Source organism: Levilactobacillus cerevisiae, assembly GCF_003946245.1.
GTDB classification, from domain to species: Bacteria; Bacillota; Bacilli; order Lactobacillales; family Lactobacillaceae; genus Levilactobacillus; species Levilactobacillus cerevisiae.
In genome coordinates this window covers 88,964-113,211 of record NZ_RHNN01000006.1, presented here as the reverse complement: position 1 = coordinate 113,211, position 24,248 = coordinate 88,964, and the positions used below count along the sequence as shown (strand labels likewise).

Sequence of the window (24,248 nt, the reverse complement as noted above, 5' to 3'; positions counted from 1 at the left end):
CAACTTTCGCGCCACCAAGTGTATAATCATTAGCGAATACTAAAAACTTTTTGGGGGGGCTTTCAATTGCATACCGAACATAAATCCTGGTGGGGCGCGCCCCGCACCATTACCAACACCATCGCTAACCGTAAAATTTCCTGGCTGGACCTATTCTCGGACCTGGTCTACGTCGTCATCATCCACAGTTTCGTGGAAAACTTGTCGGCCCACTTCAACCTGTACGGCTTCGTCACGTTCTGGGTACTGTTCCTGTTCTTCTTCAACACCTGGACGAACATGGTCCTGTACTTTGACCTGCACGGAAAAAATAACCTCAGAAACGTCTGCTTCGCGCTCTTGCAAATTGTGGCGATCGCCGTCACCGCTACGTGTTCGCCGGGCACTATACCGGGTTCATCTTGGCATACTCGTTTAACCAATTGATTTACATGTACCTCTACCTGCGGACCATGATTGCCGACCCGCTACACGCCACCACGACCCAGCCGTTTTTGATTGCCTACGTCGTGGGTGAGGCGCTGTTCATTGGCAGTATTTGGCTCCCAAATTTGGCCGTGCAACAGGGTCTCATCGTGGTCAGCTTGTTGATCTTCATCGGTACCGTCATGGCTGAAAATGGCAATTTCGACCGAGAATTTCGCCAACGCCAGATTCCCTTTGAACTGAACTCGGCCGCCAGCTGCCCTGCTAGTCGCCGTAAGGCATGTGAATCAGGTACAAGTCCAGGTAGTCCGTCTGCAGGTTGGCCAGCGTCTTGTTAAACGAATCCATGGTTCGCTGGTACCCAGCGTCTTGAATCCATACTTTTGATGAAATGAAGAGGTCTGAACGCGCCACACCACTGCGTTTGATGGCCCGGCCGACCGCCGCTTCGTTGCCGTACGTCGCGGCCGTATCAATCAGCCGATACCCGGTATGCAGGGCGTCGACCACTGCCTGCTCGCATTGGTCCAGGTCTGTGATTTGAAAAACGCCGTAGCCCTGCAGCGGCATCCGGACGCCATTATTTAAGTTAGTGTAAACCACTAGTCATCAACTCCTTAGTTGGTAAGTGTTCTATCTGCGTTTCCAGGCGATTCAGGGAACCTTGCAAGTGAGCAATTTGGTCGCGCAACACGCCGGCTTGGTTGCGTAAAATTTCACGCTGCGATTCTCCAGTGTCGTCTTGTAAATCCAGCTGCGCCAACTGTTTGATTTCGTCCAGCGTCACGCCGCAAGCCCGCCAGTCGAGAATTTTTTGGAGCTGGGCAATCGTCGTTTCGTCATAGTCGCGCATCCCGCTGATCCGGGTGACCGGCGCAATCAAGGCAATTTGTTCATAGTAGCGTAGCGTCCACGCACTGGTGTGCAGGCGTTTCGCGGCCTCATTAATTTTCACTTGGCATCCCTCCTCGTTTCTATAAGTTTTCTGGTAGAATTTCTACCGTCGCCGACCGCGGTCCCGCCTGCAGCATTGGCAACAGGTAGTCACTCTCCACGTACTTGCGCCGATAAGCGGCGTCCACGGTGGCCGTCAGTGCGGGTTGACTGGCCACCGGGGTAAAGGTGACGTTGAAATTACACCCCGCCAAGTAAATCCGGCCCGCTCGTTGGGCCACCGCGGACTGGTACCATGACGATTGCGGTCCGTTCCAGGCGCGCACGTACAAGTGGTTGCCGACCACCACCGACCAAATCCAGGTCGGTGTGCCATAGGTCCGGCCATCGCTGTAAAATGGCGAGATGCGGAGATCATCGGCGACCGCAAACGCTTGCAGCCGGGTTGACGTCCATTCTTTCATGTTGCTCACTCCAATCATTTTTATTTACCAAGACTGCCGTCTGAGTTGACTTCGCCTATGTGGCATGCTTAGATTAAGGCAAGCACTATACAGATGAGTTATATGGCCCCATCTTCGGGTCAGTCAGCCAAAGGAGTCGATTATCTTGGAACTACGTGTGTTGCGTTACTTTTTAATGGTTGTTCAGGAAAAAAACATTAGTAAGGCCTCCGAGCGGTTACACGTGTCCCAGCCCACCGTGTCCCGGCAGTTAAAGGAGCTGGAAGACGAGCTCGGCACGACCCTCTTTGAACGGGGGAACCGGACTATTCAACTGACCACCGACGGCGAATACTTTGCCAATCAGGCCCGCCAGATTCTCTCGTTGACCGACAAGACGCTGGCCAACATTCATCAGGCCAAGGACATCAGCGGTTCCGTCTTCGTCGGTAGCGCCGAGGCCCGGAGCATGTTGACGGTCGCCCAGGCCATTGGCCACCTCAATCAAGCCCATCCCCACGTTCAAATTAACCTCGTCAGTACCGACGCCGCGAACATCCACCAACAACTCAGCTCCGGGGTCTTTGATTTCGGCGTCGTCATGGAGCCCGTCGATAAGACCGACTACGATTTCCTCCGGTTACCCGGCGAAAGTCGTTGGGGCCTGCTGGTGCAGAACAGCTCGCCGCTAGCGCAACAGGCCACAGTTAGTCTGGCGGACGTGGCGCAAACGAAACTGATCTTGCCTCAACAGGGCGGTGCCAATCGGATCCACGACCTCTTCGGGTTCACGCAAGCCAATTTAACCGTGACGGCCACGTACAACCTGCTCTACAACGCATCGCTATTGGTCTCCGCCGGGGTGGGCAACGCGCTGGGACTCGACGGCATCATTAACACCAATCAATCCGATCTGACCTTCGTGCCACTCGCACCGCGGATGTCTTCCGGCTCCAGCCTAGTGTGGTTGAAGGGCCAGCGTTTATCGGCTGCGGCCCAAGCCCTCTTGGCGCAGGTCAGAACAGAGTTGGCGCCAACCGACAACTAGTCGTTTTGTTCCGCCGCCGTCCCCTTGACGCGCCGCAAAACTCTGGCGGGCGACCCCACCACAATCATATTGGCCGGCACGTCCTTGGTCACGATTGCCCCAGCCCCGACGATGGCGTTTTCGCCCACCGTCACGCCCGGGAGAATCATGGCGCCGGCGCCAACCCAGGCATTCTTTTCAATGTGGATGGCCTGCGCCTGAACGTCGCGTCTGTGGGCGGGGTCTTCCAAATGGTTGACCGTAATCAGCATGGTCCCGGGGCCAATCAGTGCCCCGTCGCCTAGGTAAATGCCGCCCAGATCCACGAACATCACGCCCTGATTCACAAATACGTGGTCACTGATAAAGATGTGCGGCCCAAAGTCGCTGTGGACGGGCGCGTTGATTTCAGCCGACACCGGCACACTGTAGCCGACAACCTGACTTAACGTGGCGCGCCGCTGTTCAGCCGTTTGGTCAATGTGGTTGAACTTTTTCAAGAGTTCCTGGGTCCGCTGGACGGTCTGATTGATTTTTTGAAAATCCTCGCCCGTGAAATCCAAGGGCTTGCCCGCGAGTGCCCGTTGGAAAATTGCTGATTCTGTCATTTTTACCGCTCCTTTACGTGTTTCTATACCGAGTAGTATAGCTGGCGGGCACAACTATATCCAATACCTAGATTAAATCATTATTCATAGCTTTTAGGCATAGATAGAATCTTAAAAATCCCCGGTCACCGCCATTTCGCGGTAGCTGGGGATTTTTGTATACAGCTAACTCTGTTCGTAAATTGCCTTGAGACTGGCGACATCGGCTTTCGCCAACGACGTCCGCCCTTGGTCTAACGGATACATCACTGAAGTTGTTGCATTGCTGTGGTCGAGGCCTAACGCGTGGCCGAGCTCATGAATCGCCACTGAAGCGCGCAATGCCTCGGGATACGTGGCATTCAAGCTGGCCGTGGCCGCGTTACGCGAGGTCAGGCCGCTGATTGAAATCTTCTGCGTAATCTGTGGCCCCCCGTGACCCAATTCCAGGGTCGTGTCGCCCGCCGGCATCTGTTTGTGATAGGCCTTGAAGGTAATCTGGTTGCCACTTTGACTGGCCGTTCCCGGTACCAGCCGGACGATTCCGGTCTGATTATAAACCTGAACAGCCTGCTGAAAGGCCCGTTTCCCAGCCGCCGGGAGATTATCCGCAAACTGATAATGGTACGTGCGCCCCAACTGAACCCCTTGCACAATGGCTTCAATTGGCGTCGTCGTGACCTTAGCCTGACTAGCACGCTCCTTGGTATTGCGCCAAAGCGTGCCCTTGGTCCGCGTCGTTGTCGGCTGACTGCTACTTGACTGATTCGTGGTCGTGGTTGGCACGACCTGCTGGGCCACCACCGCGGTGAGCCGTTGCCATTCTTGACTGGCACGGGTCGTGGCCGCGTTTACCAGTTCCGGTTGCGTTCTCAACCACCCAAACGCCAATACCAGAAGGCCCACAACTGTCAGTCTTCTGAAAATTTTCACGTGACTATCTTCCTCTCTCAATCCCTTAGTAACCTCGGCTGTGCACACCGATTGCGTGAATTTTACCGGGTTTCACTAACGGATGCAATTGCTTGTACCTAGAAATCGTTTGATTTAATAATGTCTTAGGGTTTAAAAGAATCATGCTCACAAATATGAAACTGACATTTCCAACCTCGTATGTGCATAGACGAGTGTCAAAAAATCCGCGCCGATACGGGGGAGTATCAGTGCGGATTTTTTGATTGTTATGTTGCGTGTTGGTTATGGTTTCTTGATGGGAAACCTGGGTGATTCTTTGGGGCTTTGGTTCTTGGTACTTTGAGACTTTGTGTCTTTGGTACCTTAGTACTTTGATTCTTTAGTATCTTGATACCCTCGATACCTTGATTCTTTAGCGTTGCTTTAAATCATCGTTATTGGAAACTTGTTTGGTTCGGGATAGCTTAGGGACTTGGACTGGCTCTCGCCATTATATCCTGGTCCTGGCAGCCTCTGAAACGCGCTCCGCAGGGCAACTGGTTCCGCTTAACAACGCTAAGCAAATAACCCAAGCCCGGGGTTATTCACTTAGCGCCGTTAATGCTCGCCAGCTGACCGCCCTGCTCCGCGCTCTTTTCCCTAATCTCCCACCGGATGCCAGCCATTGGCGTCGCTCAGGCGGTTCAAGAAGGCCATGTCCTTGTCGTTGATTTCGAAATCTAATTGGGCGTTGGCTTCCACGTGGGCCATTGCGCGGGCCTTTGGTAGTGGCGCTACGCCATTTTGGATGACGAAACGTAAAGCCAGTTGTGGAATTGAGACGCCGTAGTTGCCAGCGACGCGTTCCAGTTCTGGACTGTCTACCAAGCCACCGGTTGCTAATGGTGAGTAGGCTTGGACCACGATCTTGTTGGCCTCAGCCGTCTTGACGATGGAGTCCTGCGTATGACCGACGTAGTATTGAATCTGGTCAACGGCAGGCGTCACTGTCAAGCCATCCCACGTTAACAGGTTTTCCAGGTCATGTGAATTGAAGTTCGAGACTCCAATTGACTTGGCCCGGCCACTGTCATAGATGTCTTGCATCGCACGCCAAACGTCGCGATTATCTGCGTCATGGTTGGAACCCATTTGGGCCCATGGCCATGGCGCGTGAATAATGTAAGAATCCACGTAGTCCAAGTTTAAGGCGGCTAAACTGCTGTCAAAATCAGCCAGTGCGGCGTCATAACTCTTGGATTCAGCGGGCAGTTTCGTTTGGACAAAGATGTCTTCGCGGGCCACGTCGCTAGCAGCGATGGCTTCGCCGACACTCTGTTCGTTTTCGTACGCCTTGGCGGTATCAATGAAGCGGTAACCGGCCTTCAGTGCGTTACTGACGGCATCGACCGTTTCCTTGCCTGGGCGCGTTTGCCAGGTTCCAAACCCAACCTTGGGCATCTTGAGTCCGTTATTCAAATCAAATGTATCCGTAATTGTTGGCATGTGTCATTCCTCCTTGATTGCTTATGGTTCTGAGTATAATACCTTCGTGTGGGACTAAGGCAAGGGAAATTTCAAATTTTTTTGCTGGCTTATCACCCAATCAGTTAATTTATTTATCTGATTTTTCTGGCTATTCACTAATCACGTGCTAAACCGTTAGAAATACCGTTAAATCACGGATTGGCGACCATTTAAAATCCTAAAGCGAACAGTAAATTCCACTACTATTTGCCATTTTAATCATGATTTGTATTTGCAATTATATTCAAACGGTATATACTTACGAATTGTAAGTGAAAGACAAGAAATTCTCCCGCGTTCTCGCAGACGCGGCTGACTAACCGTTGACACGAACTCGCAGAATAATGGAGGAATTTACCTATGGATACAACAACTACACAATGGACGACTGAACAATTAGAGATGTTTGCAAACAACCACACGTTAACCATGAAGCCTTACAACCCCGACATGACCACCTTTGAAGAGGAATCCCCTATCTGGGAAGTCATCGTGGATGGTAGCGTTTACTCCCGCGGCTGGAACGGCGACCAAACCAAGTGGTTTATGGCCGCAACGGCACAATGTGCTGGCGAAATCAGCGTAGGCGACAACAACTTCGCCACCCGTTTTGAAATGGCCGACCACTCCGCTGAACTGGACGCCAAGATCACCGCAGCCTACAAGGCCAAGTACGACGGCCAAAAGTCCCTGCCTAAGATGATTTCTGAGGGCCCCGTTTACGCGACGCTGCACGTCTTGCCTCGCTAAAATTACGAAAATAAACACGGACAGGCAATCCCCGCTAATTGAGGATTGCCTTTTTCGTGTTCCTCACCCATCATGACAGTGAACGACTGGCAGCTATTAGAGACGTCATGGTAAAAATTACTATTCTGGTGAGCATTCAACAACTGAAATTTGCCTGATCAACGTAGGCATGAGTGAGCCAAATTTAGGCTCAGCCGTAGGATTTTCCATTGGGGTTTCTTGGAAAATGGCGACTTTGAAACGCCGAGTTTGGCGGTTCAAAGCGAGGATCAAGACCGTCCTTCGGCTTGGGCCGTCCTACCGACAGCGTTCCAGCCTAAATTTGGCGAACGGCAAGCCGGCAGTCACCCACTAGTGTAACCGGTTACCATTGTGTTGCGGCTGGTTTCCGCCTACAATTAGGTTATGCTAAAACGCAAACCATCGTGGCTTACCAGCAACATCCTAATTTAGACGAAAGCGAGACCTAAATATGGCCTACATAGAAGTTAAAAACGAAACCAGATCCTTCACCCAGGGCGACCAGACCACCATTGCCAACGACGCCCTCACCTTTAGCGTGGAACGCGGCCAAGTGGTCACGATTCTTGGGCCCAGTGGCGCGGGCAAGTCGACGCTGCTCAACATTCTCGGTGGCATGGACAGCCCAACCAGTGGCCAAGTCCTGATTGACGGCACCGACATTGCCCGGTTCACGCCCAAGCAACTCACTACCTACCGCCGCCAGGACGTGGGCTTTGTCTTTCAATTTTACAACCTGGTCCCCAACCTGACCGCCAAGGAAAACGTCGAACTGGCCTCGCAAATTACCAGCGATGCCCGCGACGTGGACGAAACGTTGGGACTCGTGGGCCTGGCTGACCGCGCCGGCAATTTTCCCGCGCAACTCTCCGGTGGTGAACAGCAGCGGGTCGCGATTGCCCGGGCGATTGCCAAGAATCCCAAACTGTTATTGTGCGACGAGCCCACCGGCGCGCTGGATTATCAGACTGGCAAGCAGGTACTCCAAGTCATTCAGGACGGCGCGCGCCAGACCAATATGACCGTCATCATCGTGACCCACAACGGCGCCATTGCCAAGATGGGCGATCAAATTATTCATATTAATGACGCCAAGGTGCAGTCGATTCAGCAGAACCCCGACCCGACGCCCATCGCCGCCATTGAATGGTAGGTGGCGACCATGACAAAGAGTTTTTGGAAACTTTTACTGCGTGAAATTGGCAGCTCGAAGGCCCGGTTCATCTCAATCATGCTGATCATCTTTCTCGGCGTCGCTTTCTACACGGGGATTCGTGCTACGGGACCGGACATGTTGCAGGCGGCCACGGATTACTACGCCAAGCAGAACCTGGCCACCAACAGCGTGCAATCAACGGCTGGGGTGACCCAGAGCGACCTAGCCGTTTTGCACCAGCACCGCGACCAGATTTCGTATCAAGCCGTGAAATACTTAGACATCAATCAGTTGAATAACAATCAGGTCGTGCGGGTGGCCGAACTACCCAGCGGTAAGCTCAACCGAGTCACGGTGGTCAGCGGCCATTTGCCCCGGCGCGCAAACGAAATCGTGTTGGACCAGCAGGCGCGGACGTTACAGCCCAACCTCAAGCTGGGCGCGACCTACCGCATCGCTACAACCAGCGCTTTGAACCGCCAGTTTACCCGGCGGACGTTTAAGATTGTCGGCTTCGTGAACTCCCCGCGCTACATTGAGCGGACCACCCGCGGCGTGACGACCGTGGGCAAGGGAACGCTGGATTACTTCGCGCTGGTCAAGCCGGGCACGCTGACACAGACGGTTGCCAGCCGGGTGGATGTTGGCTTCAAGAATCTGCGCGGCGTCACGCCTTATACGGCGAAATATAAGCGCCTAAATAAGACCAATTCAGCCCAGCTCAAACGCTGGTTAGCCCCCCAAGCGGCCAAACGCCAGGCCCAACTCCAGCGACAGGCCCGAGCCAAACTTGCGCCACAAGCCGCTAAGGTCCAAGCACTAGCGCAACAGTTACCGGCCAATTCACCGGTTTTGCAAAAGGCACAGGCCCAAATCACCCACGCCCAGGCCGCCATCACGGCGATTGCCCAACCCACCTACCTGTTCTCGAGTCGCGCCGCCAATCCAGGGTACAGCGAATACCACGAGAATACGCAACGGGTCGTGGCACTGTCCGCGGTCTTCCCGCTATTTTTCATTGCGATTGCGGCCCTGATCTGCCTGACGACCATGACGCGGATGGTCGCCGAGTTGCGGGTCCAAATGGGGACACTGAAGGCTCTAGGCTACAGCAATGCCACCATTGGGAGTGAGTTTATTCTTTACGGCGGGCTCGCCAGTCTCTTGGGAACGTTGCTGGGCGTGGGTTTCGGCGTCAATTTTTTCCCCCGCTTCATCGCGCAGGCGTACGGCAGCATGTACAATCTGCCGGCCATCAACGTGCAATACCTCTGGGGCGACATTCTGATTGCGCTGGTGATTGCGCTGGCCTGCACCATTGGGAGCGCGCTGATTGTCCTGCGGGTCGACTTGCACAGCTTACCGGCCACGTTGATGCAACCGAAGGCGCCCAAGGCCGGGAAGACGCTCTGGCTGGAACGCTGGCACGGTCTGTGGCGGCGGCTGAATTTCAATCAAAAAGTCACGCTCCGTAATCTCTTTCGCTACAAGCAACGCCTCCTGATGACGGTGCTGGGCATCGCTGGCTGTATGGCCATGATGATCACCGGCTTCGGCCTGAAGGATTCTATCGGCGACATCAGTGTGAAACAATTCAATCAGCTGTGGCACTATGACGCCATCGTTGTTCGTAACGGTTCGCAAACGACGAAGCAACGACAGGCGCTCCACCGCCAGTCACTGTACAAAAATGACCTGGTCGTGAAACAATCCCAGGTCACGGTGGAACGTTCAGACGTCGCCAACCAAACGGCCACGCTGGGCGTGCCGCAACATCCCCAGGACCTGAACAGTTTTGTCGTCCTGCGGAACCGCATCAGTCACACCGCCTACCACCTCAACAATCGGGGCGCCATCATCGACGAGAAATTGGCCAAGCTCTACGACGTCAAGGTCGGCGACCAACTGCCAATCAAACTGGGCAATCGGTCACTCAAGCACGTGCGCATCGCGGCCATTGCGGAAAATTACGTCAACCATTTCATCTACCTGTCCCCGAGCTACTACCAGCAGATTTTCGGGGCGAAACCCGTCTACAATGGCAACTTGGTTCAGTTTAACCACCACGGGCAAAAGCAGCAGAACGCCTTTGCCAATAACCTGTTGAAGACTCTGGGCATGTTGAACGTCACCCTGCTGAGCACGGAAAAGAAAAACAATTTCCAGATGCTGGACACCATGAATCTGGTGGTCGTGATCTTCGTGGTTGCGGCTGGTGCGCTGGCGTTGGTGGTGCTGTACAACCTCACCAATATCAACGTTTCCGAACGGATTCGGGAGCTATCGACCATCAAGGTGCTGGGCTTCTATGACGGCGAGGTCACCATGTACATCTTCCGGGAGAACCTCATCTTGACGGGGCTGGGCATCTTCTTTGGCTGCTTCCTGGGCGATTGGCTGCACAGCTACATTTTAACTACGGCCGAGACCGACAGCCTGATGTTCTCCCCCGGCATTCACTGGGTGAGCTACGTCTACGCGGCACTGTTAACGCTGGCCTTTAGCCTGTTGGTCATGGCCATCATGCACCGAAAATTGAAGCGGATTAATATGTTGGATGCGCTGGCTTCGGTGGATTAACATGGCTTGTTTTTTAATACTAGCGTGGGAATTTGGAAAATCCTCACGCTAGTATTTTTTAACAGTTACGATGGTCTCATTACCCGCATTTCTGACGTATAATCAATTTGATAGATAAAGAAATTATTTCGCCCAAAACCAACACTGGAGGCAGCTCTATTGGAAACCGACAAATGGCTTAATGATTACACCAACTGGCTTCGCAGCCAATTCCAAGTCACACATCTTCAGAACAGCGAGAGTGATGAGATCAGTACGCCATTCCACAATAATATTGGCGATAACATTCGTTTGTATGTCTCAGCCCTGCCCAACAATCGTGTCCAACTGGACGATGACGGTGAAACGGTGAATAATCTGTCTTTGCTGGGCATCAATACCGATAGCGCTTTACGGAAACGCGTGATTCATAACACCTGCGAAGAATTTTCAATCACACGACACGAAGACGTTCTTCAAGTTACTGGTACCGTCACAGATTTTCCTGTGATGCAGCAACATCTAATCTCAGCTATTCTCAGGATTGACGACCTTAGTTTTTGAAAATTAGCCCTAGCGCTTCAATCCGACTACCTGCCTTAAAGGTTGCCAGCGAATTTAGCATTTCCTCCGACATTGACATCAGTGATCGTCAAAAGGGGCCGTGACCAACGTCACGACCCCTTTCCTATCTAAAAATTACTCAAACGCCGAATCCAGCGGTTTCACCAATGCTTGTAGCAATTGGTCCACTTGGGATTGGGACGTGAAGACGACTCGGTCCGCGAAGAGGGTGGCCGATTGTTGCGAGTGGTACGTAACCTCTTGCTTGGAGCCGGTTTGCGTGTCGATGACCGTTGCCTGTGCCACGGGATCACCAGCGTTGACGGTTCCCGAACTCATTTGCGCCGGGGTCAACTTGGTTTCCACCTTGGTGGTCAACCCAGCAGTCTTGTTCTGATACCAGACGCCGGCCTGACTATTGGTCGGTTCGGCCGTCACGGTCGTCGCTAACCCATTAGCCAACGAAATCCGCCGATCGGTCAGCGCGGTCGTTTCCAATTGGTACGACTTCTTCAACTGCTTAATCAGCTTATTCATCGCAGAGAACGTGGTGTCGCCCCCCAAAATCGTGGCAATCATCCGCTGCCCATTCACCGTGTAAGTCGCGGTGAAACACAACTTGGCGTTTTCCGTATAACCGGTCTTCAAGCCATCAATATTGGTCGCCTTGTCATAGTGTGACTGACCCTTTAAACACGTGTTTTCGTTATAAATTTCGGTCCCGTTGATGCTAGCTTCCTTCTGACTGGAAATCTGCACGATCCCTGGGTCGGCCTGAATCAGGTGTTGGGCCACCGTTGTAATGGCCTTCGCCGAAACCAGATTTTCTGCCTTTTTGCCCGTGTCTGGAAGCACCAAGTTGTAGTCCTTCAAATCGGTGTTGTCCAAGCCGGACGAACTGATGAAGTTGGCTTCAATGCCCCAGTCCTCACTCTGTTGATTCATCAACTGAATGAATTTGGCATTACTCCCAGCCACGTACTCACCCAAGGCCGTCGCCGCACTGTTGGACGAGGCAATCATGGCCGCAGCCACCAGTTGTTTGACGGTAAACGTCTCGCCCTTTTTCATCCGCAGTGAGGAGTAAGCGTAGCTGTGACTGAGTTTTAAAAGGTCCTGACTAATCGGGACCTGATCATTCCAGTTAATTTTGCCATCATTAATGGCTTTAACCGTCAAATAAACGGTCAGTAATTTCGATAATGAGGCGATGGGGTAGCGTTTGTCAGCGTTTTGCTGGTACAACACTTGCCCACTCTGCGCATCCATCACGTAGGCGGCTCGCGCCTGAACCTTGGTGACGGTCTTGGCAGCCGCACTAGTTGCCGGGCCACCACCCAAAAGGACTGCCAGCAAACTCAGCAGTACTCCCCGGCGGAGCCAACGTTTAAATAACACCACGAGCGTCAACGCTCCTTTCAATTTCGTACAGTCTATTATACAAAACCCACGGAGCGATGGCCGGTTGGCGGACAAACTTGCTAAAATTTTAACTTCTTATAAGTATATTTGTCATATTATTACCATAGTTTTAATTTTCAGAGCTGACACCGCTTCCAGTTTCGGGAATTACATCGGCTTAATCCCTTGAACAAACTGCTTCTGAACTGACGTCAATTGCTTATGGGGCAATTTAATAATGCCATATTTAAAGGTCGGAACGGCTGGCAACCCGAGGCCAGTCAGCTCATGTGCCACTAAGCTGTGTTGTTCAAAATCGTATAACCGATTCCGAACTTGGGTCGTCCGAATGATGGAAACCGCCTGGAACTTCTTCATGGTCTCGAGCACCACCCGGAACGCCGTTGACTGTAAAATCACGTTGAGTGGCCCCGTCTGGGCAGCAATTGCCGCCACAAATTCTGAAATATAATCATCAATGAACAACGCAAATTCCTGTTCCTTCAGCAAATCTAATGGGATGGGATCCGGGTAGTCCGCCAGGTAGTGATTCGTGGTCATGTACAATTTGAACTGTCCCTGCCCAATTTCGGTGAAGTCCAACGACTGGATTGTTTCCAGCTTGGCGGCGTTGACCGCCACAATTCCAATATCAAAATCGTTATTTTTGACGCCCGCAATAATCTGCTCACTGTCTGCTTCCGCCAAGTATGCCTTGAACTGTGGCTGGCGGTCCTGAAAAGCCAGTAGCCAATCCAACAGGGAATTGGGCACCTCGTTCATCACACCGATCCGTAGCGGGGGTTCGGCAACCTGCTTTTGTTGTTCAGCCAGCGTCTGCATCATCTGTAACTGCGATTCGATCTCCTGCGCGTGGCCAATCATCTTCTCTCCCGCCTTCGTTGGCCGGGTGCCGCTGCGGGTCCGGGTGAACAGTTTGACCCCCAGCTCGGCTTCCAAACTGTCCAACGACTGGCTTAATCCTGCCTGACTGATGTTCAGATTCCGTGCCGCCTGGGACAACGTTTGCGTGCGCTTCAGTTCAACTAAGTAGGCCATCTGTTCCAAGTTCATCGGTCATTCCGCCCTTCATTATTAGGTTAATTATACCGCAAAGAGCCGTGCGTCTTAACGGACTCACGGCTCTACCTCATGACAATTTATTTTTTAAACGCATCCAAATTATAGGACGCACTCGTTCCGTTCTTCAAAACGGACTTGTCCAGTGAGCCAGCCACGTGTAGCGGATAAATGGATTCACGACCGGGCAAGTGGGGTTCCATCTTGGGATCTGAGAACAGGTTAACCAGGCCCGGGGTCAACTTCGCTGCCTTCACCTGAGCTGGCGAAATTTCACGGATAATTTCATCCCCGCGGCCCTCACAAATTTTCAGACCAAACTCGGGATCGATCAACGTTGCCCGACCAACTGCGACGAGGTCAGTATCGTTTAAAGCATCGACCGCATCTGCCTCGGACATGACATTCCCCACAATCATCAGCTTGGTAGCTGGTGTTAAATTCGGCTTGGCCATTTGCGCGTACGTCTGCGCAACTCCAGCAGGCCGGGCGTTATATTGTGGTAATGATAAATGGATGTAGTCAAAGTCGAACGTTTCTGTCAGCTTTTTGATCAGTTGGTTGGATTCCTTGTAATCGTACCCCACGTTGTCGCCATGAATTTCTTCAGGACTCAAGCGGTAGCCCACGATAAAGTCGCTGGGGGCATATGCCTTCACCACCCGGAAGATTTCTCGGGCGACTTCCAAAATAAAATGCATCCGGGAATCCAGCGTTTGACCGCCCCATTCATCCGTTCGCCGGTTAGACCAGGCGGAGAAGAATTCCTGCAACAGGTAGTGGTTGGCGCCGTGAAGTTCGACGCCATCAAAACCGCAGTCGATGGCTCGCTTGGTGGCGGCCCCAAAGTCTTGGATAATCTGGCGAATCTCGGCGTCGGTCAACTCTGTCACTTCGTAGTCCAGAAAGCCAAAATCAAAGGCTGACGGCGCGTAAACTTTTTCGCCCTGCTTGGCTCTGTAATTGGACTCGCGCCCGGAGTGGACCAGTTGGAGAATGGCCTTGTTACCATCCTTCTTTAGCACCTTGGCTAATTTGGCAAAGCCTGGTTTCTGATCATCCTTGTATAACCCCAGCTGAAGGCGATTGTCGGCCCAAGAACGGGAGGGACCACCGGCATGACTGACATACGTGTATTCCACAATGACCATGCCGGCCGACTGGGACCGCGCATTATAGTAATCGATTGTATCCTGCGTCACATAGCCATCGTCTTTGCCACTGTTTGTCAGCATTGGCGACTGGACTAAGCGATTATTCGTGGTGGCGCCGTGGCGGAAAGTAACCTGGTCTGTTAAGTGTTTTGTCATGAGTGATTCCTCCTATTTCTTAATAGGTTCAGTGTACACTAGCATTTGTGAAAATAATAACAACTAGTTGTTTAACCCCCATAAGTTCAGCTTATGCTAGTCACTTCGCAAATCGTTGCGGGTGTCAGCTTAACAATCGCCAAAATAATCGCACGTCCGAGTATCCTTATCTTCAGAATTATCCTATTATCAGTCATAGCCCCCTAGTGACGGCCTTTTAATCCACCTGTCTGGCTAGTCCACCACTCACTCGACCATCACTCAGCGAGACTTCCCCCTTGACACTTTGCGTTTACAGATGTAAACTCAAGCCATGAATTAAGAATACACGTCTTACAAAAAAGGAGTTGTTACCCATGGCCACAGCAGTAGCCGTCACCATTTCCGACGCAGAATGGCGCGTCATGCGGATTGTCTGGACGCTCAAACAGACCGACAGCCGCACCATCATTGATTTACTAGAACAGCAACACGATTGGAAGCCCGCCACCATTAAGACGTTGATCGGGCGACTGGTTAAGAAGGGTGCGCTGGCCACCACCAAACAGGGCCGCCAGTTCATTTACACCCCGCTGATTCCCGAGCAAAACGCCATGGATACCGCCCTCACCAACGAGCTCAGTCAAATGTGTGCGATGCACCGGGGAACCGCGATCGCCCACGTGTTAGAGGAAACCGAAATGAGTCAGGCCGACGTCCAGAATTTGATCGACGTTTTGGCCAAGAAATTGCCAACCGCGCCGGCCTCAGTCCACTGTGACTGCCTGCCAGACGGTTGTGAAGGGAGCTGTGAAGAATGAAAAATGAACGAAATTTAGGCATGAGCCACATGAACATGCAGCACGACGCTAAGGGCATGGGTGCCAGCAAGATGGCGACCAGTGCCCCGGACGAAACCGAACACATGGATATGAGCAAGATGGATATGAACGACATGGATATGGACATGGGCGATGGCCACATGATGCACATGGGCAACCTGAAACGGAAGTTCTGGGTCTCCCTGATCCTTACCATTCCGGTCGTTCTGATGTCCCCCATGATGGGCATGCACCTCGTTCCCACCCAGTGGCTTTTTCCCGGGAGTGATTGGGTGGTCGCCATTCTCGGCACGGTGCTCTTCTTCTACGGCGGTGGTGCCTTCTTCAGTGGCGCCAAGGCTGAAATTCAAATGAAGCGGCCCGCCATGATGACCCTGATTGCCATGGGCATTGGCGTGGCGTACATCTACAGCATCTACGCCGTCATTGCCAACAACGTTTACCACGTCACGCCAGTTGTGAACAATTTCTTCTGGGAACTCTCAACCTTGATTGTAATTATGTTGTTGGGCCACTGGATTGAAATGAATACCATTATGAACGCCGGGTCCGCCGTAGATGCCTTGGGCAAGCTCTTACCACAAGAAGCCCACGTCCAGGACGACCAAGGAAATATTACCGACGTGCAGTTAAGTAACTTACAAGTCGGACAAACGGTGGTCATTCGTGCCGGTGAACAAATTCCAGCTGACGCTAAAATTATCAGTGGGACCTCAGCCGTTAACGAATCGCTGGTCACGGGTGAATCCAAGGCCGTGAACAAGTCCATCGATGATGAGCTGATTGGTGGTGCCGTTAATGGTACCGGGACCCTGACCGCTAAAGTCACGGGAACCGGGGATTCCGGCTATTTAGCCCAAGTCATGAAATTAATCACCGATGCCAAAGGGGCCAAGTCCAAGGCTGAAAATTTGGCCGACAAAGTTGCCGGCTGGCTCTTCTACGCCGCCCTCTTCGTCGGGATTCTGGCCTTCGTCGTCTGGTTAACCGTTGGTAACCTCGCCACCGCTTTACCCGTGGCCGTCGCCGTCTTCGTCATCGCCTGCCCCCATGCATTGGGATTGGCCGTACCACTGGTTGTCTCCCGGAGTACGGCTCTGGCCGCCCAAAACGGCCTCTTGATCCGTAACCGGACCGCCATGGAACAAGTTAATCAAATAAAGTATGCCTTAATGGACAAAACTGGCACGTTAACGATGGGTGAATTCAAAGTCAATCACCTGGTTAGTTTGGCCGCTGATTTAGATGAACAAACGGTCTTACAACGCTTGGCTGACCTCGAAAGTGGCTCCAGTCACCCACTGGCTACCGGGATTTTAACGGCCGCCAAAGCTAAGGGCTTAACGGTTACCGCCGCCACGGACACCCGTCAGGAAACTGGGATGGGCCAATTTGGGACCATCGCTGGGACCACGTACGGTGTCGTTTCCGTAAACTATTTGGAGAAAAAGCAGTTGGACTACGACCACGATCAGTTCAGCCAGTTCGCTGCCGAAGGAAACTCCATCAGCTACCTGGTTGCCGGCGATCAGGTGCTCGGCTTAGTCGCGCAAGGCGATCAGATCAAACCGAACGCCAAGATGTTAATTTCCTCACTGAAGCACCAAGGGATTACGCCCGTCATGCTGACTGGGGATAACCAAGAGACGGCCAACAAGGTTGCCGCAAGCATTGGCATCACTGAGGTCCAGGCACGACTCTTACCCGAGGACAAGGAACGCTTAGTCCAAGAGTACCAGCAGAAGGGCAAGATCCTCTTCATCGGGGATGGGGTCAATGATGCGCCTAGCTTGGCCCGTGCCGACATTGGGATGGCCATTGGGTCTGGGACCGACGTTGCGATTGAATCCGCCGACATCATCCTGGTCTCCAGTGATCCGGCCGACGTCATCCAGTTCTTAGACTTGGCTCGCGCAACTCACCGTAAGATGACCGAAAACCTTTGGTGGGGTGCTGGGTACAACCTGATTGCGATTCCACTGGCCGCTGGCGTGCTCGCGCCGATTGGCTTCATCTTGAACCCAATGGTTGGTGCGATCGTGATGTCGTTGAGCACGGTCATTGTCGCCATCAACGCCATGACCCTCAAGCTCAAGACGGTCGCAACTGACTAGCATTGTCCTTGTCCGCGCCTTACCGGGCAGGAAAAATATACTGGAACGCTGGGGGAGGACGCCCGAATCCAAAGTGCGGTCTTCGCGCTTGCTTTGAACCGCTAAAACCGCGTTTCAAAGACACCATTCTCTAAGCAAGTCACTTAGAGAATCCCCGGCTGAATATATTTTTCCTGCCCTCACGGCTGACACGGTGTGCGTCAGTTGCGACGGTGTTGCGAGTCACCTTAGGCTTCACTTTAGATTTATATTCATTTAAACCAAACCACCACGACTTAAAATGGCGTAAGACCTGTCACTTTTGACAAGCCTTGCGCCATTTTTGTACATATTGATTTCAGTAACGATTGCGTTCAGATCCCCACTTCAACGTTGGCGCTCACTCATGCCAGCTAAAAAGAAAACAAGCAGAGACAAGCAAAGCACCACCCGGGCTAAACCAGTCTTAGCCGTGAGGGCGGGGATAATAGGCTCAGCCGGGGATTTTCTAAGAGGTCTACTTAGAAAATGGTGTCTTTGAGACTCGCACTATGAGGCTCAAAGCAAGCCCGAAGACCGCACCACGGCTTCGGGCGCCCTCCCCCAGCGTTCCAGCCTATTATCCCCGCCCGGTAAGGCGAGTCAAAAACCAGTTTAGCCCGCGTTGGTGCGGAAGCGGTGGATTAGGCGAAGCATCTGGCGCCCATTTAACGACAGCACCATCACCGCTAAGATCACCAGTCCCCCGCCAATCAAGTCGAACTTGGTCAGCTGAACACTGAGGAACATCACGGAGAAGATGGTTGCCGACAGCGGTTCAAACGCATCCAGCAGGCTCGCCGTGGTGGGTAAAATATAGGCCAGCGCGTGCGCAAACATCAGGAACGGGATGACCGTGCCAAAGACGATAATGATAGCAATCATGCTCCAACCGACCCAGTTTAACGTGACGTGTTCCTGCCAGACGGGACCGAAAATATTTAGACAGATGCCAGCGACCAGCAGTCCCCACCCGGTAACGGAGACGGCCCCAAATTTTGGCAATAACGGTCGTGGCAACAACGTGTTGGTCGCCACACCAATCGCTGACAGGCCGCCCCAGAAGAGGACGACCGGCGAGATGGCCAGGCTGTTCAAATGGCCGTGGGTCACAATCAGCAGCGTCCCGACGAACGCCATGAACATCCCCAGCGCCTCTGGTCGGGTCGGCGTCACGTGCTTGAATAACAGGAAATACAGACTGATGATGAAGGGCCCGAGAAATTGGATGATGGTCGCAACTGGCGCGTTGCCCACCTTCACGGCCTCGAAGTAGCACAGCTGAACCGGCACCAATCCCAATAGGCCGTAGCTGATTACGCGCAGGCCAGTCGCTTTTTGCCGCCAAATTTCAAACGGCTTGATACCCGCGACCTGGCCGAAGACCAATAAGATCACGCCGGCGCTGATCATCCGAATCTGGGTGAGCCATAATGCCGTCACATGGGGATTTAACGTAAAGAGGGTACTCGCGGCAACCCCAGAGATTCCCCACAAAATGCAGGCCACACTCGCCAACAAGACGCCGCGTAAATGATGTTGTGGTTTCATGCGCGTCCCACCTTAGTCGTTGTTAAATTCATGCTCATTCCTCCCTTTTATTCATTCCCTTATGCCTAGTAAATCCTTCACGACCGCGGGCCTGACACCCACAGTCAGTCGTTCGATACTCATTTATGCAGCATTGACTATTATAACAAAGATGACCAATAATCCTGGCGAATTCAGGAAACTTTCACGAGATTCTTATTGTGAAGCGCTTTCCCTGTGCAACACAAAAACGAGTACCCTGAACAGAGTCCTCGTTAACTGATTAGGTGGTCTAATGACTATATAGCTAAAGCGAATGACTAAACGTCACACTTAATGGCTGGTGCAAAGCAATAGAAAGCCTAACCAATGTCTGCAATGATGGATTGCCATCGCCATTTTCAATCTGACTAATGATGCGTTCACTGATATTCGTCCGTTCGGCCAGCTGACTTCGTGACATTTGGGCCTTTTCGCGCGCTAAGACTAAGCTAAGGGCCAACTCTAGCTGGACCTTCTGTTGTATCATGCCGGGGCGAAAACGCGGGTCTACCATTCTCTCGGCAATCAAATCATCTACGTAGGCTGACACTGTATTTTTCGTCTGACTAATCACGTTCACATCCCAACTTTTCTCAGCAATCGTAGCATGGATACCAGGTAAAGCCACAGCTTTCGGCTTGGCCTGTGTGACCAGCGCTCATATCGACTTCTACTAAGTTTGGACACGCCTATTTTCAAAAATGCACACAAAAACGAGGACCCCCTAACAGAGTCCTCGCACAAAGCTTCATTATTTTTTCGGGCGCACGACCGTAATGAAATCAGTCAGCGCTTGGGGGTCGGTCAGCTGGCGGTTACACTGCGCACTGTCGCGACAGATGTAATTGCCATTACGGGTGTAGGTGCCCAGTCCAGAGCGTTTGGTCGTCGACACAAAGAGTGAGACGTTGCCAATCGTCTGGCAAATGCTGCAGACGCCCTTGACCACTTGTGGCGCCAGGTCGCCCTGGATGCCGATCAGCCGATCCTGATACGGGGCCACCAGATATTTCTTCTGGCTACCGCCGTCGTTCCAACCTAAATAGGTCAGTTCGTGTAAGTTCAAGCTGGGCCATTCCGGCTGCTTGAGCTTCTTCACCTTACGAAACAGCTTGCTCAACTGCTTGACCGACAGCTCCGGAAACGGGATAACTAGCGGTTCCAGCAACGGTAAAATCTCCGCCGCAGCCTTACGGGTTAACCGGTCGGGCTGTAGCCGCGTCAAGAATTCTTGGGCGCGGGGGTCGTCACCTGGCAGTAGCGGCTTAATCCGTTCTAACGTGGTATCGCGGACGATACTACGCATGTGTTTATCGTTAACGGATAGATAAGCGCTGACCAGCGTGTTGATTTGTTGGGTAATATAACTGTATTCGTAGGTGGAAATAGTGGGTTCCATGAATGTTGCTTCCTTTCAGATTTAAACCTGACACTTCTCTGAAAGGGTTTTGCAGAAAAGTGTCGCTAACTAGCAGCACTCATCCGTACAAATAACGATGCCATCATCGTCGATCATCTCCTTGCGTTCAGCTGTTTTAGCTGAAGTGCTTGTAAGTATACCGCAACCGCTGGGCCCGACGCAAGAAAAAGAGACTCCGCGATCACGAAGTCCCCTACTCCCAGCTCTAAATCTATGCCAGCCACTTTGATGGTAGTCGCCAGACATTTTCCATTATTTCATTTTTAAAGCCGAGTACAACCAAACCACGCTGACCGCAATCAGCGCGGCTTTGAGTCTATTCTACGATACTCATCCGTGCCGACACCCCCCTGACCATCCGGTTTGCTTGGCGAGCAAATTAAGGACCACTATCTGTTTGGTAACTGACCATTTTGGTGTCGGATATTTTAACCCCTAATATGGCTGGCTTAGCCACTAATTATTAGTCGAATGACCGGTGACAAACGACGATTTCGCAACAACCTCATTTGCCCACAAACCCATTAGTGGTATGCAATCAAATTTCACAGGATTTAATTTGAAACTAGAAAATTGGGTTGTCCCGTTTTCACGAGCATGCTATACTAACAACAACTTAAAAAGTTTCTGGGGATACCGTTAAACGGCACGAGAGGAAGTTGTGAACTTTGACCCATTGAACCTGTCAGTTAACACTGGCGCAGGGAGAAACGCACGGATGCTCTATCCTGGCGGTGACACTCCCCCGGTTAGGGCTTTTTTGATGGAAAGGTGGTTTTACATGAAACATCGGTTATACCCGCTCGGCAGCCTAGTGCTCCTGCTGGGAATCTGGCAACTCGCGGTGACCCTGCTGCACACGCCCGCGTTCATTTTGCCCAGTCCGGTGGCGGTCGCTCAGGCCCTGGTCACGGATGGGCAAGGCCTGCTGCAAAATTCGTGGGTCACGCTCTACGAATCCTTGATTGGCCTGGGGATTGCCTGTCTGTTAGCGTTCTGCACGGCGTTGGTCATGGACCGTTGGCAGTTGTTGTACCAATCGTTTTACCCGCTGCTGGTCATCTCGCAGACGTTGCCGGTCATGGTTTTAGGACCGCTACTGAGCCTCTGGTTCGGCTTTGGCATGGCCCCGAAGATCATCCTGGTCGTACTCATGAGCTACTTTCCCATTATCGTGGCCTTTTCGGAGGCGTTGGGCAAGGTCTCACTGGATCAGATTCGGTTTCTGCAAACGATGGGCGCGAAGAGTTGGCAGGTCTATCGCCTGTTAAAGATTCCGCGGGGCATGCAGGGCTTCTTCGCCGGCCTACGCATCGCCGCTACCTATTGCGTCAGCGGCGCCATCATTGGGGAATGGCTGAGCGCCGAAGCCGGCCTGGGTTATTACATGATTCGGGTGAAGAACGGCTACCAAATCGACAAGGTCTTCGCCGCCATTCTCTGCGTCATCGTTTTGAGTTTAGGGTTAAACATCGTCACTCGGGGTTTTCAAAAGTTATATTATAAAATAGTTATTCAAGGGAGATTATCATGAAATTAACGAAACTTTGGTTACTGGTGCCAGTCCTACTATCGCTGACTGCGTGCGGCACGTCTAAGAGTCAATCATCCGATTCCAAATCAGCTAAGAAGTTGACGGACGTGTCCATTGTGCTCGACTACGTTCCCAACACCAACCACACCGGGCTCTACGTGGCGAAGGACAAGGGGTATTTCAAGGCTGCCGGCCTAAACGTCAAAATTATTGAACCCGGCGATAACGCCACCAGTATCGGGATGGTTGGTGCCAACAAGGCCCAATTTGGTGTCAGCTATCAAGAGGATGTCACCTACGCCCACGCCGATGGCAAGAACATCCCCGTGAAGGCCATCGGAACCGTGATCAAGCACAACACGTCCGGTTTCGTATCGCTGAAGTCGAGCGGCATCACCTCACCTAAGGATTTCGCGGGTAAGACCTATGCCGGTTGGCAAACGCCTAGTGAAGAGGCCGTCCTGAAGGCAGTCATGAGCAAGGACCACGTCAACCCGAAGTCACTTAAAATTGTCGGTGCGACCGGCGATGGTCCCAAGAGCCTGGGCAAGAAGAACGACCTCCAGTGGTGGTTCCAAGGCTGGGACGTTATTCGGGCGAAGGACGACGGCATCAAGGTGAACTACATGCCGCTCCGCCAGCTGGACAAGCGTTTAGACTACTACACGCCGGTGATCATCACCAACAATACCCAGCTCAAGCAAAATTCCAAGCTGGTGCAGGCATTCATGAGCGCCACCAAGAAAGGCTACCAGGACGTCATCGCTCATCCCAAGGCGGACGCCAAGATTCTCCATAAGTATGCCAAGGACTATGACTTGAGCTTTTTAGAAGAGTCGCAAGCGTTCCTGTCGGCGAACTACACGGATGACGCGGCCAACTGGGGCAAAATGGACGCCAAGGTCTGGAACAACTACACCGGCTTCATGAAGGAATACGGTCTCATCAAGAAGGCCATTCCGGCGGACACGCTCTACACCAACCAGTACGTCGGTAAATAAGCATGACGATCACGCTGAAAAACGTTGGCCTGACGCTGGATAAGCTGGACATCTTAAACGACGTCACCGCCACGATTGCGGATGGCAGCTTCGTGTCGCTGATTGCGCCGAGCGGGGCTGGTAAATCGACCATTTTAAAATTGTTGACGGGGTTGTTACAGCCGTCCATGGGGACCCTCGCCGTCGACGGTCACGCCATCACCGGGCTCAACACCACGTTCAGTTACTTGCCACAGGAGGACATGTTGTTTCCGTGGTACGACGTCGATCAGAATATCACGCTGTATCAACGGATCAACCATCAACCAATCGATCAAGAACGGGTGACGGAGCTCCTCACGATCTGTGGCCTGCTGCCGTACCGCCACTTTCTCCCCCACCAGCTTTCCGGGGGGATGCGGCAACGGGTGGCTCTGTTACGCACGATGTTGAACCCCGCCAACTACCGGTTGCTCGATGAGCCGTTTGGCGCACTGGACGCGATGACCCGGGGCTTGATGCAGGATTGGCTACTGGGGCTGCCGGCGAATTTAAAACGAACGACCCTGTTGGTCACCCACGACATCGAGGAGGCCATCTACCTGTCCGACCGCATTCTGGTGCTCTCCGCGCGCCCAGCCCACGTGGTGCAAGACATCGCGTTGACGCCAGCGGTCCGCAATCGGGACTGGTTAGCGGCGCAGGCACCTTTGAAAGCCGAAATCTACGAGTTGTTGCGTGCGGATAGCTTGGCGAGTGCCAATCCCGATTAGCGGTAAATTGCCACCTGCGGCTGCCAGAGATTCCGGCTGCTATGGGGACCGCCTACGGCCTGAGAGGCGGTCCTCCGGCTCGGTTTGAAGCCTGGCAAAATTCGCCAGTCTCCAAACACGTCCCACGCTGTAAGCTGGTTCCCAGCTAACACCGTTGTCACAGCTGCCTGCATCTCTGGCCTCCTCCGGTTAATCTTGTTCTTCAACATGACGATGCTGTGATCACAGTCCATCTGACGAGGCGTGGGCCTGCATTCTTAGACAATGTTGTCGATATTCAAGTGTCATATCCCTGCCGTGTAGAGGGCGATGCCAACATTTCATCTTTCTATAGAACTCAAAAAATCCTGGATAGTCATCATTGGCTACCAGGATTT

At 52.6% G+C, this 24,248-nt stretch carries 24 protein-coding genes and 1 riboswitch; of the genes, 11 read left to right on the top strand and 13 right to left on the bottom strand.

Translation table 11 applies throughout. The annotated features are described in order from the left end of the window. Window positions 1–66: 66 nt before the first annotated feature. Window positions 67–426 (top strand): low temperature requirement protein A, encoded by a 360-nt coding sequence (locus tag EKM99_RS03995; RefSeq protein ID WP_164511512.1) that lies wholly within the window; start codon window positions 67–69, stop codon window positions 424–426. 41 nt (window positions 427–467) lie between these two features. Here EKM99_RS03995 and EKM99_RS15755 read toward each other — a convergent pair whose 3' ends face one another. From EKM99_RS15755 to EKM99_RS03975, 4 genes are read right to left on the bottom strand one after another with little or no spacing between them, the layout of a single operon-like run. Further along, a complete protein-coding gene (locus EKM99_RS15755; RefSeq protein WP_164511511.1) occupies window positions 468–647 on the bottom strand; it encodes a hypothetical protein in 180 nt (59 codons plus the stop codon). 43 nt (window positions 648–690) lie between these two features. Next, window positions 691–1,029: an aldo/keto reductase gene (locus EKM99_RS03985; protein WP_225419776.1), complete on the bottom strand. Its 339-nt coding sequence runs from the start codon at window positions 1,027–1,029 to the stop codon at window positions 691–693. After that, window positions 1,016–1,381 (bottom strand): MerR family transcriptional regulator, encoded by a 366-nt coding sequence (locus EKM99_RS03980; protein ID WP_125581172.1) that lies wholly within the window; start codon window positions 1,379–1,381, stop codon window positions 1,016–1,018. Before EKM99_RS03980 ends, EKM99_RS03985 begins: the two co-directional genes overlap by 14 nt. A 19-nt stretch (window positions 1,382–1,400) precedes the next feature. Then, entirely contained in the window at window positions 1,401–1,784 is a 384-nt protein-coding gene (locus EKM99_RS03975) for a DUF2255 family protein (protein ID WP_125581170.1), read from the bottom strand. 145 nt (window positions 1,785–1,929) lie between these two features. Here EKM99_RS03975 and EKM99_RS03970 point away from each other — a divergent pair, with 145 nt between their 5' ends. Next, entirely contained in the window at window positions 1,930–2,811 is an 882-nt protein-coding gene (locus EKM99_RS03970) for a LysR family transcriptional regulator (protein ID WP_125581169.1), read from the top strand. On the opposite strand, the gene EKM99_RS03965 is transcribed toward EKM99_RS03970, so the two are convergent. From EKM99_RS03965 to EKM99_RS03955, 3 genes are all read right to left on the bottom strand, one after another. Further along, complete coding sequence (locus EKM99_RS03965) at window positions 2,808–3,398, bottom strand: sugar O-acetyltransferase (protein WP_125581167.1); 591 nt, start codon at window positions 3,396–3,398, stop codon at window positions 2,808–2,810. The two genes, EKM99_RS03970 and EKM99_RS03965, sit on opposite strands and share 4 nt — an antisense overlap. 165 nt (window positions 3,399–3,563) lie before the next feature. Further along, window positions 3,564–4,310, bottom strand: coding sequence for a matrixin family metalloprotease (locus tag EKM99_RS03960; protein WP_225419775.1), 747 nt, complete (start codon window positions 4,308–4,310; stop codon window positions 3,564–3,566). Window positions 4,311–4,931: 621 nt separating this feature from the next. Then, window positions 4,932–5,777 (bottom strand): aldo/keto reductase, encoded by an 846-nt coding sequence (locus EKM99_RS03955; protein ID WP_125581165.1) that lies wholly within the window; start codon window positions 5,775–5,777, stop codon window positions 4,932–4,934. A 381-nt stretch (window positions 5,778–6,158) separates the two neighbouring features. On the opposite strand from EKM99_RS03955, the gene EKM99_RS03950 reads away from it, so the two are divergent. From EKM99_RS03950 to EKM99_RS03935, 4 genes are all read left to right on the top strand, one after another. Further along, window positions 6,159–6,548, top strand: a complete 390-nt coding sequence (locus EKM99_RS03950) for a DUF2255 family protein (RefSeq protein ID WP_125581164.1) — start codon at window positions 6,159–6,161, stop codon at window positions 6,546–6,548. Between the two features lie 472 nt (window positions 6,549–7,020). After that, on the top strand, window positions 7,021–7,722 hold the full coding sequence (locus EKM99_RS03945; RefSeq protein ID WP_125581162.1) for an ABC transporter ATP-binding protein: 702 nt from the start codon (window positions 7,021–7,023) through the stop codon (window positions 7,720–7,722). Between the two features lie 9 nt (window positions 7,723–7,731). Then, window positions 7,732–10,305, top strand: a complete 2,574-nt coding sequence (locus tag EKM99_RS03940) for an ABC transporter permease (RefSeq protein WP_125581160.1) — start codon at window positions 7,732–7,734, stop codon at window positions 10,303–10,305. Window positions 10,306–10,464: 159 nt separating this feature from the next. Further along, complete coding sequence (locus tag EKM99_RS03935) at window positions 10,465–10,848, top strand: DUF1828 domain-containing protein (RefSeq protein ID WP_164511510.1); 384 nt, start codon at window positions 10,465–10,467, stop codon at window positions 10,846–10,848. A 135-nt stretch (window positions 10,849–10,983) separates the two neighbouring features. Here the strand turns inward: EKM99_RS03935 and EKM99_RS03930 are convergent, their stop codons facing one another. From EKM99_RS03930 to EKM99_RS03920, 3 genes are all read right to left on the bottom strand, one after another. Continuing rightward, window positions 10,984–12,249, bottom strand: coding sequence for a D-alanyl-D-alanine carboxypeptidase family protein (locus EKM99_RS03930; RefSeq protein WP_125581156.1), 1,266 nt, complete (start codon window positions 12,247–12,249; stop codon window positions 10,984–10,986). A gap of 168 nt (window positions 12,250–12,417) precedes the next feature. Continuing rightward, entirely contained in the window at window positions 12,418–13,323 is a 906-nt protein-coding gene (locus tag EKM99_RS03925) for a LysR family transcriptional regulator (RefSeq protein WP_125581154.1), read from the bottom strand. A gap of 86 nt (window positions 13,324–13,409) precedes the next feature. Continuing rightward, a complete protein-coding gene (locus tag EKM99_RS03920) occupies window positions 13,410–14,639 on the bottom strand; it encodes an oxidoreductase (protein WP_125581152.1) in 1,230 nt (409 codons plus the stop codon). 356 nt (window positions 14,640–14,995) lie between these two features. On the opposite strand from EKM99_RS03920, the gene EKM99_RS03915 reads away from it, so the two are divergent. Together EKM99_RS03915 and EKM99_RS03910 are read left to right on the top strand one after the other, a co-directional pair. Further along, window positions 14,996–15,439, top strand: a complete 444-nt coding sequence (locus EKM99_RS03915) for a CopY/TcrY family copper transport repressor (RefSeq protein WP_125581149.1) — start codon at window positions 14,996–14,998, stop codon at window positions 15,437–15,439. Between the two features lie 56 nt (window positions 15,440–15,495). Beyond that, complete coding sequence (locus tag EKM99_RS03910; protein ID WP_191983294.1) at window positions 15,496–17,574, top strand: heavy metal translocating P-type ATPase; 2,079 nt, start codon at window positions 15,496–15,498, stop codon at window positions 17,572–17,574. A gap of 633 nt (window positions 17,575–18,207) precedes the next feature. Here the strand turns inward: EKM99_RS03910 and EKM99_RS03905 are convergent. The 3 genes from EKM99_RS03905 to EKM99_RS03895 form a co-directional block, all read right to left on the bottom strand. Next, window positions 18,208–19,143, bottom strand: coding sequence for a DMT family transporter (locus EKM99_RS03905; RefSeq protein WP_125581147.1), 936 nt, complete (start codon window positions 19,141–19,143; stop codon window positions 18,208–18,210). A 286-nt stretch (window positions 19,144–19,429) separates the two neighbouring features. Beyond that, window positions 19,430–19,792 carry a helix-turn-helix domain-containing protein gene (locus EKM99_RS03900; RefSeq protein ID WP_125581145.1) on the bottom strand — a complete coding sequence of 121 codons (363 nt, stop codon included), beginning with the start codon at window positions 19,790–19,792 and terminating at the stop codon, window positions 19,430–19,432. 123 nt (window positions 19,793–19,915) lie between these two features. Next, window positions 19,916–20,563 (bottom strand): FusB/FusC family EF-G-binding protein, encoded by a 648-nt coding sequence (locus EKM99_RS03895; protein WP_125581143.1) that lies wholly within the window; start codon window positions 20,561–20,563, stop codon window positions 19,916–19,918. 639 nt (window positions 20,564–21,202) lie between these two features. Next, window positions 21,203–21,308: riboswitch (TPP riboswitch) on the top strand. 57 nt (window positions 21,309–21,365) lie between these two features. Between EKM99_RS03895 and EKM99_RS03890 the strand changes: the two genes are divergently transcribed. Genes EKM99_RS03890 through EKM99_RS03880 form a run of 3 tightly spaced genes read left to right on the top strand, consistent with a single transcriptional unit; the run spans window position 21,366 to window position 23,871 of the window. Beyond that, window positions 21,366–22,118: an ABC transporter permease gene (locus EKM99_RS03890; protein ID WP_125581142.1), complete on the top strand. Its 753-nt coding sequence runs from the start codon at window positions 21,366–21,368 to the stop codon at window positions 22,116–22,118. Beyond that, a complete protein-coding gene (locus tag EKM99_RS03885) occupies window positions 22,115–23,119 on the top strand; it encodes an ABC transporter substrate-binding protein (RefSeq protein WP_125581140.1) in 1,005 nt (334 codons plus the stop codon). Before EKM99_RS03890 ends, EKM99_RS03885 begins: the two co-directional genes overlap by 4 nt. Window positions 23,120–23,121: 2 nt before the next feature. Next, window positions 23,122–23,871 (top strand): ABC transporter ATP-binding protein, encoded by a 750-nt coding sequence (locus tag EKM99_RS03880; RefSeq protein WP_125581138.1) that lies wholly within the window; start codon window positions 23,122–23,124, stop codon window positions 23,869–23,871. The last annotated feature ends 377 nt before the right edge of the window (window positions 23,872–24,248 follow it).

Coding starts and splice junctions, on each gene's coding strand:
- EKM99_RS03975 (WP_125581170.1), bottom strand. CDS start 1,784: ATGAAAGAATGGACGTCAACCCGGCTGCAAGCGTTTGCGGTCGCCGAT.
- EKM99_RS03965 (WP_125581167.1), bottom strand. CDS start 3,398: ATGACAGAATCAGCAATTTTCCAACGGGCACTCGCGGGCAAGCCCTTG.
- EKM99_RS03955 (WP_125581165.1), bottom strand. CDS start 5,777: ATGCCAACAATTACGGATACATTTGATTTGAATAACGGACTCAAGATG.
- EKM99_RS03950 (WP_125581164.1), top strand. CDS start 6,159: ATGGATACAACAACTACACAATGGACGACTGAACAATTAGAGATGTTT.
- EKM99_RS03945 (WP_125581162.1), top strand. CDS start 7,021: ATGGCCTACATAGAAGTTAAAAACGAAACCAGATCCTTCACCCAGGGC.
- EKM99_RS03940 (WP_125581160.1), top strand. CDS start 7,732: ATGACAAAGAGTTTTTGGAAACTTTTACTGCGTGAAATTGGCAGCTCG.
- EKM99_RS03925 (WP_125581154.1), bottom strand. CDS start 13,323: ATGAACTTGGAACAGATGGCCTACTTAGTTGAACTGAAGCGCACGCAA.
- EKM99_RS03920 (WP_125581152.1), bottom strand. CDS start 14,639: ATGACAAAACACTTAACAGACCAGGTTACTTTCCGCCACGGCGCCACC.
- EKM99_RS03915 (WP_125581149.1), top strand. CDS start 14,996: ATGGCCACAGCAGTAGCCGTCACCATTTCCGACGCAGAATGGCGCGTC.
- EKM99_RS03910 (WP_191983294.1), top strand. CDS start 15,496: ATGGGTGCCAGCAAGATGGCGACCAGTGCCCCGGACGAAACCGAACAC.
- EKM99_RS03905 (WP_125581147.1), bottom strand. CDS start 19,143: ATGAAACCACAACATCATTTACGCGGCGTCTTGTTGGCGAGTGTGGCC.
- EKM99_RS03895 (WP_125581143.1), bottom strand. CDS start 20,563: ATGGAACCCACTATTTCCACCTACGAATACAGTTATATTACCCAACAA.
- EKM99_RS03890 (WP_125581142.1), top strand. CDS start 21,366: ATGAAACATCGGTTATACCCGCTCGGCAGCCTAGTGCTCCTGCTGGGA.
- EKM99_RS03885 (WP_125581140.1), top strand. CDS start 22,115: ATGAAATTAACGAAACTTTGGTTACTGGTGCCAGTCCTACTATCGCTG.
- EKM99_RS03880 (WP_125581138.1), top strand. CDS start 23,122: ATGACGATCACGCTGAAAAACGTTGGCCTGACGCTGGATAAGCTGGAC.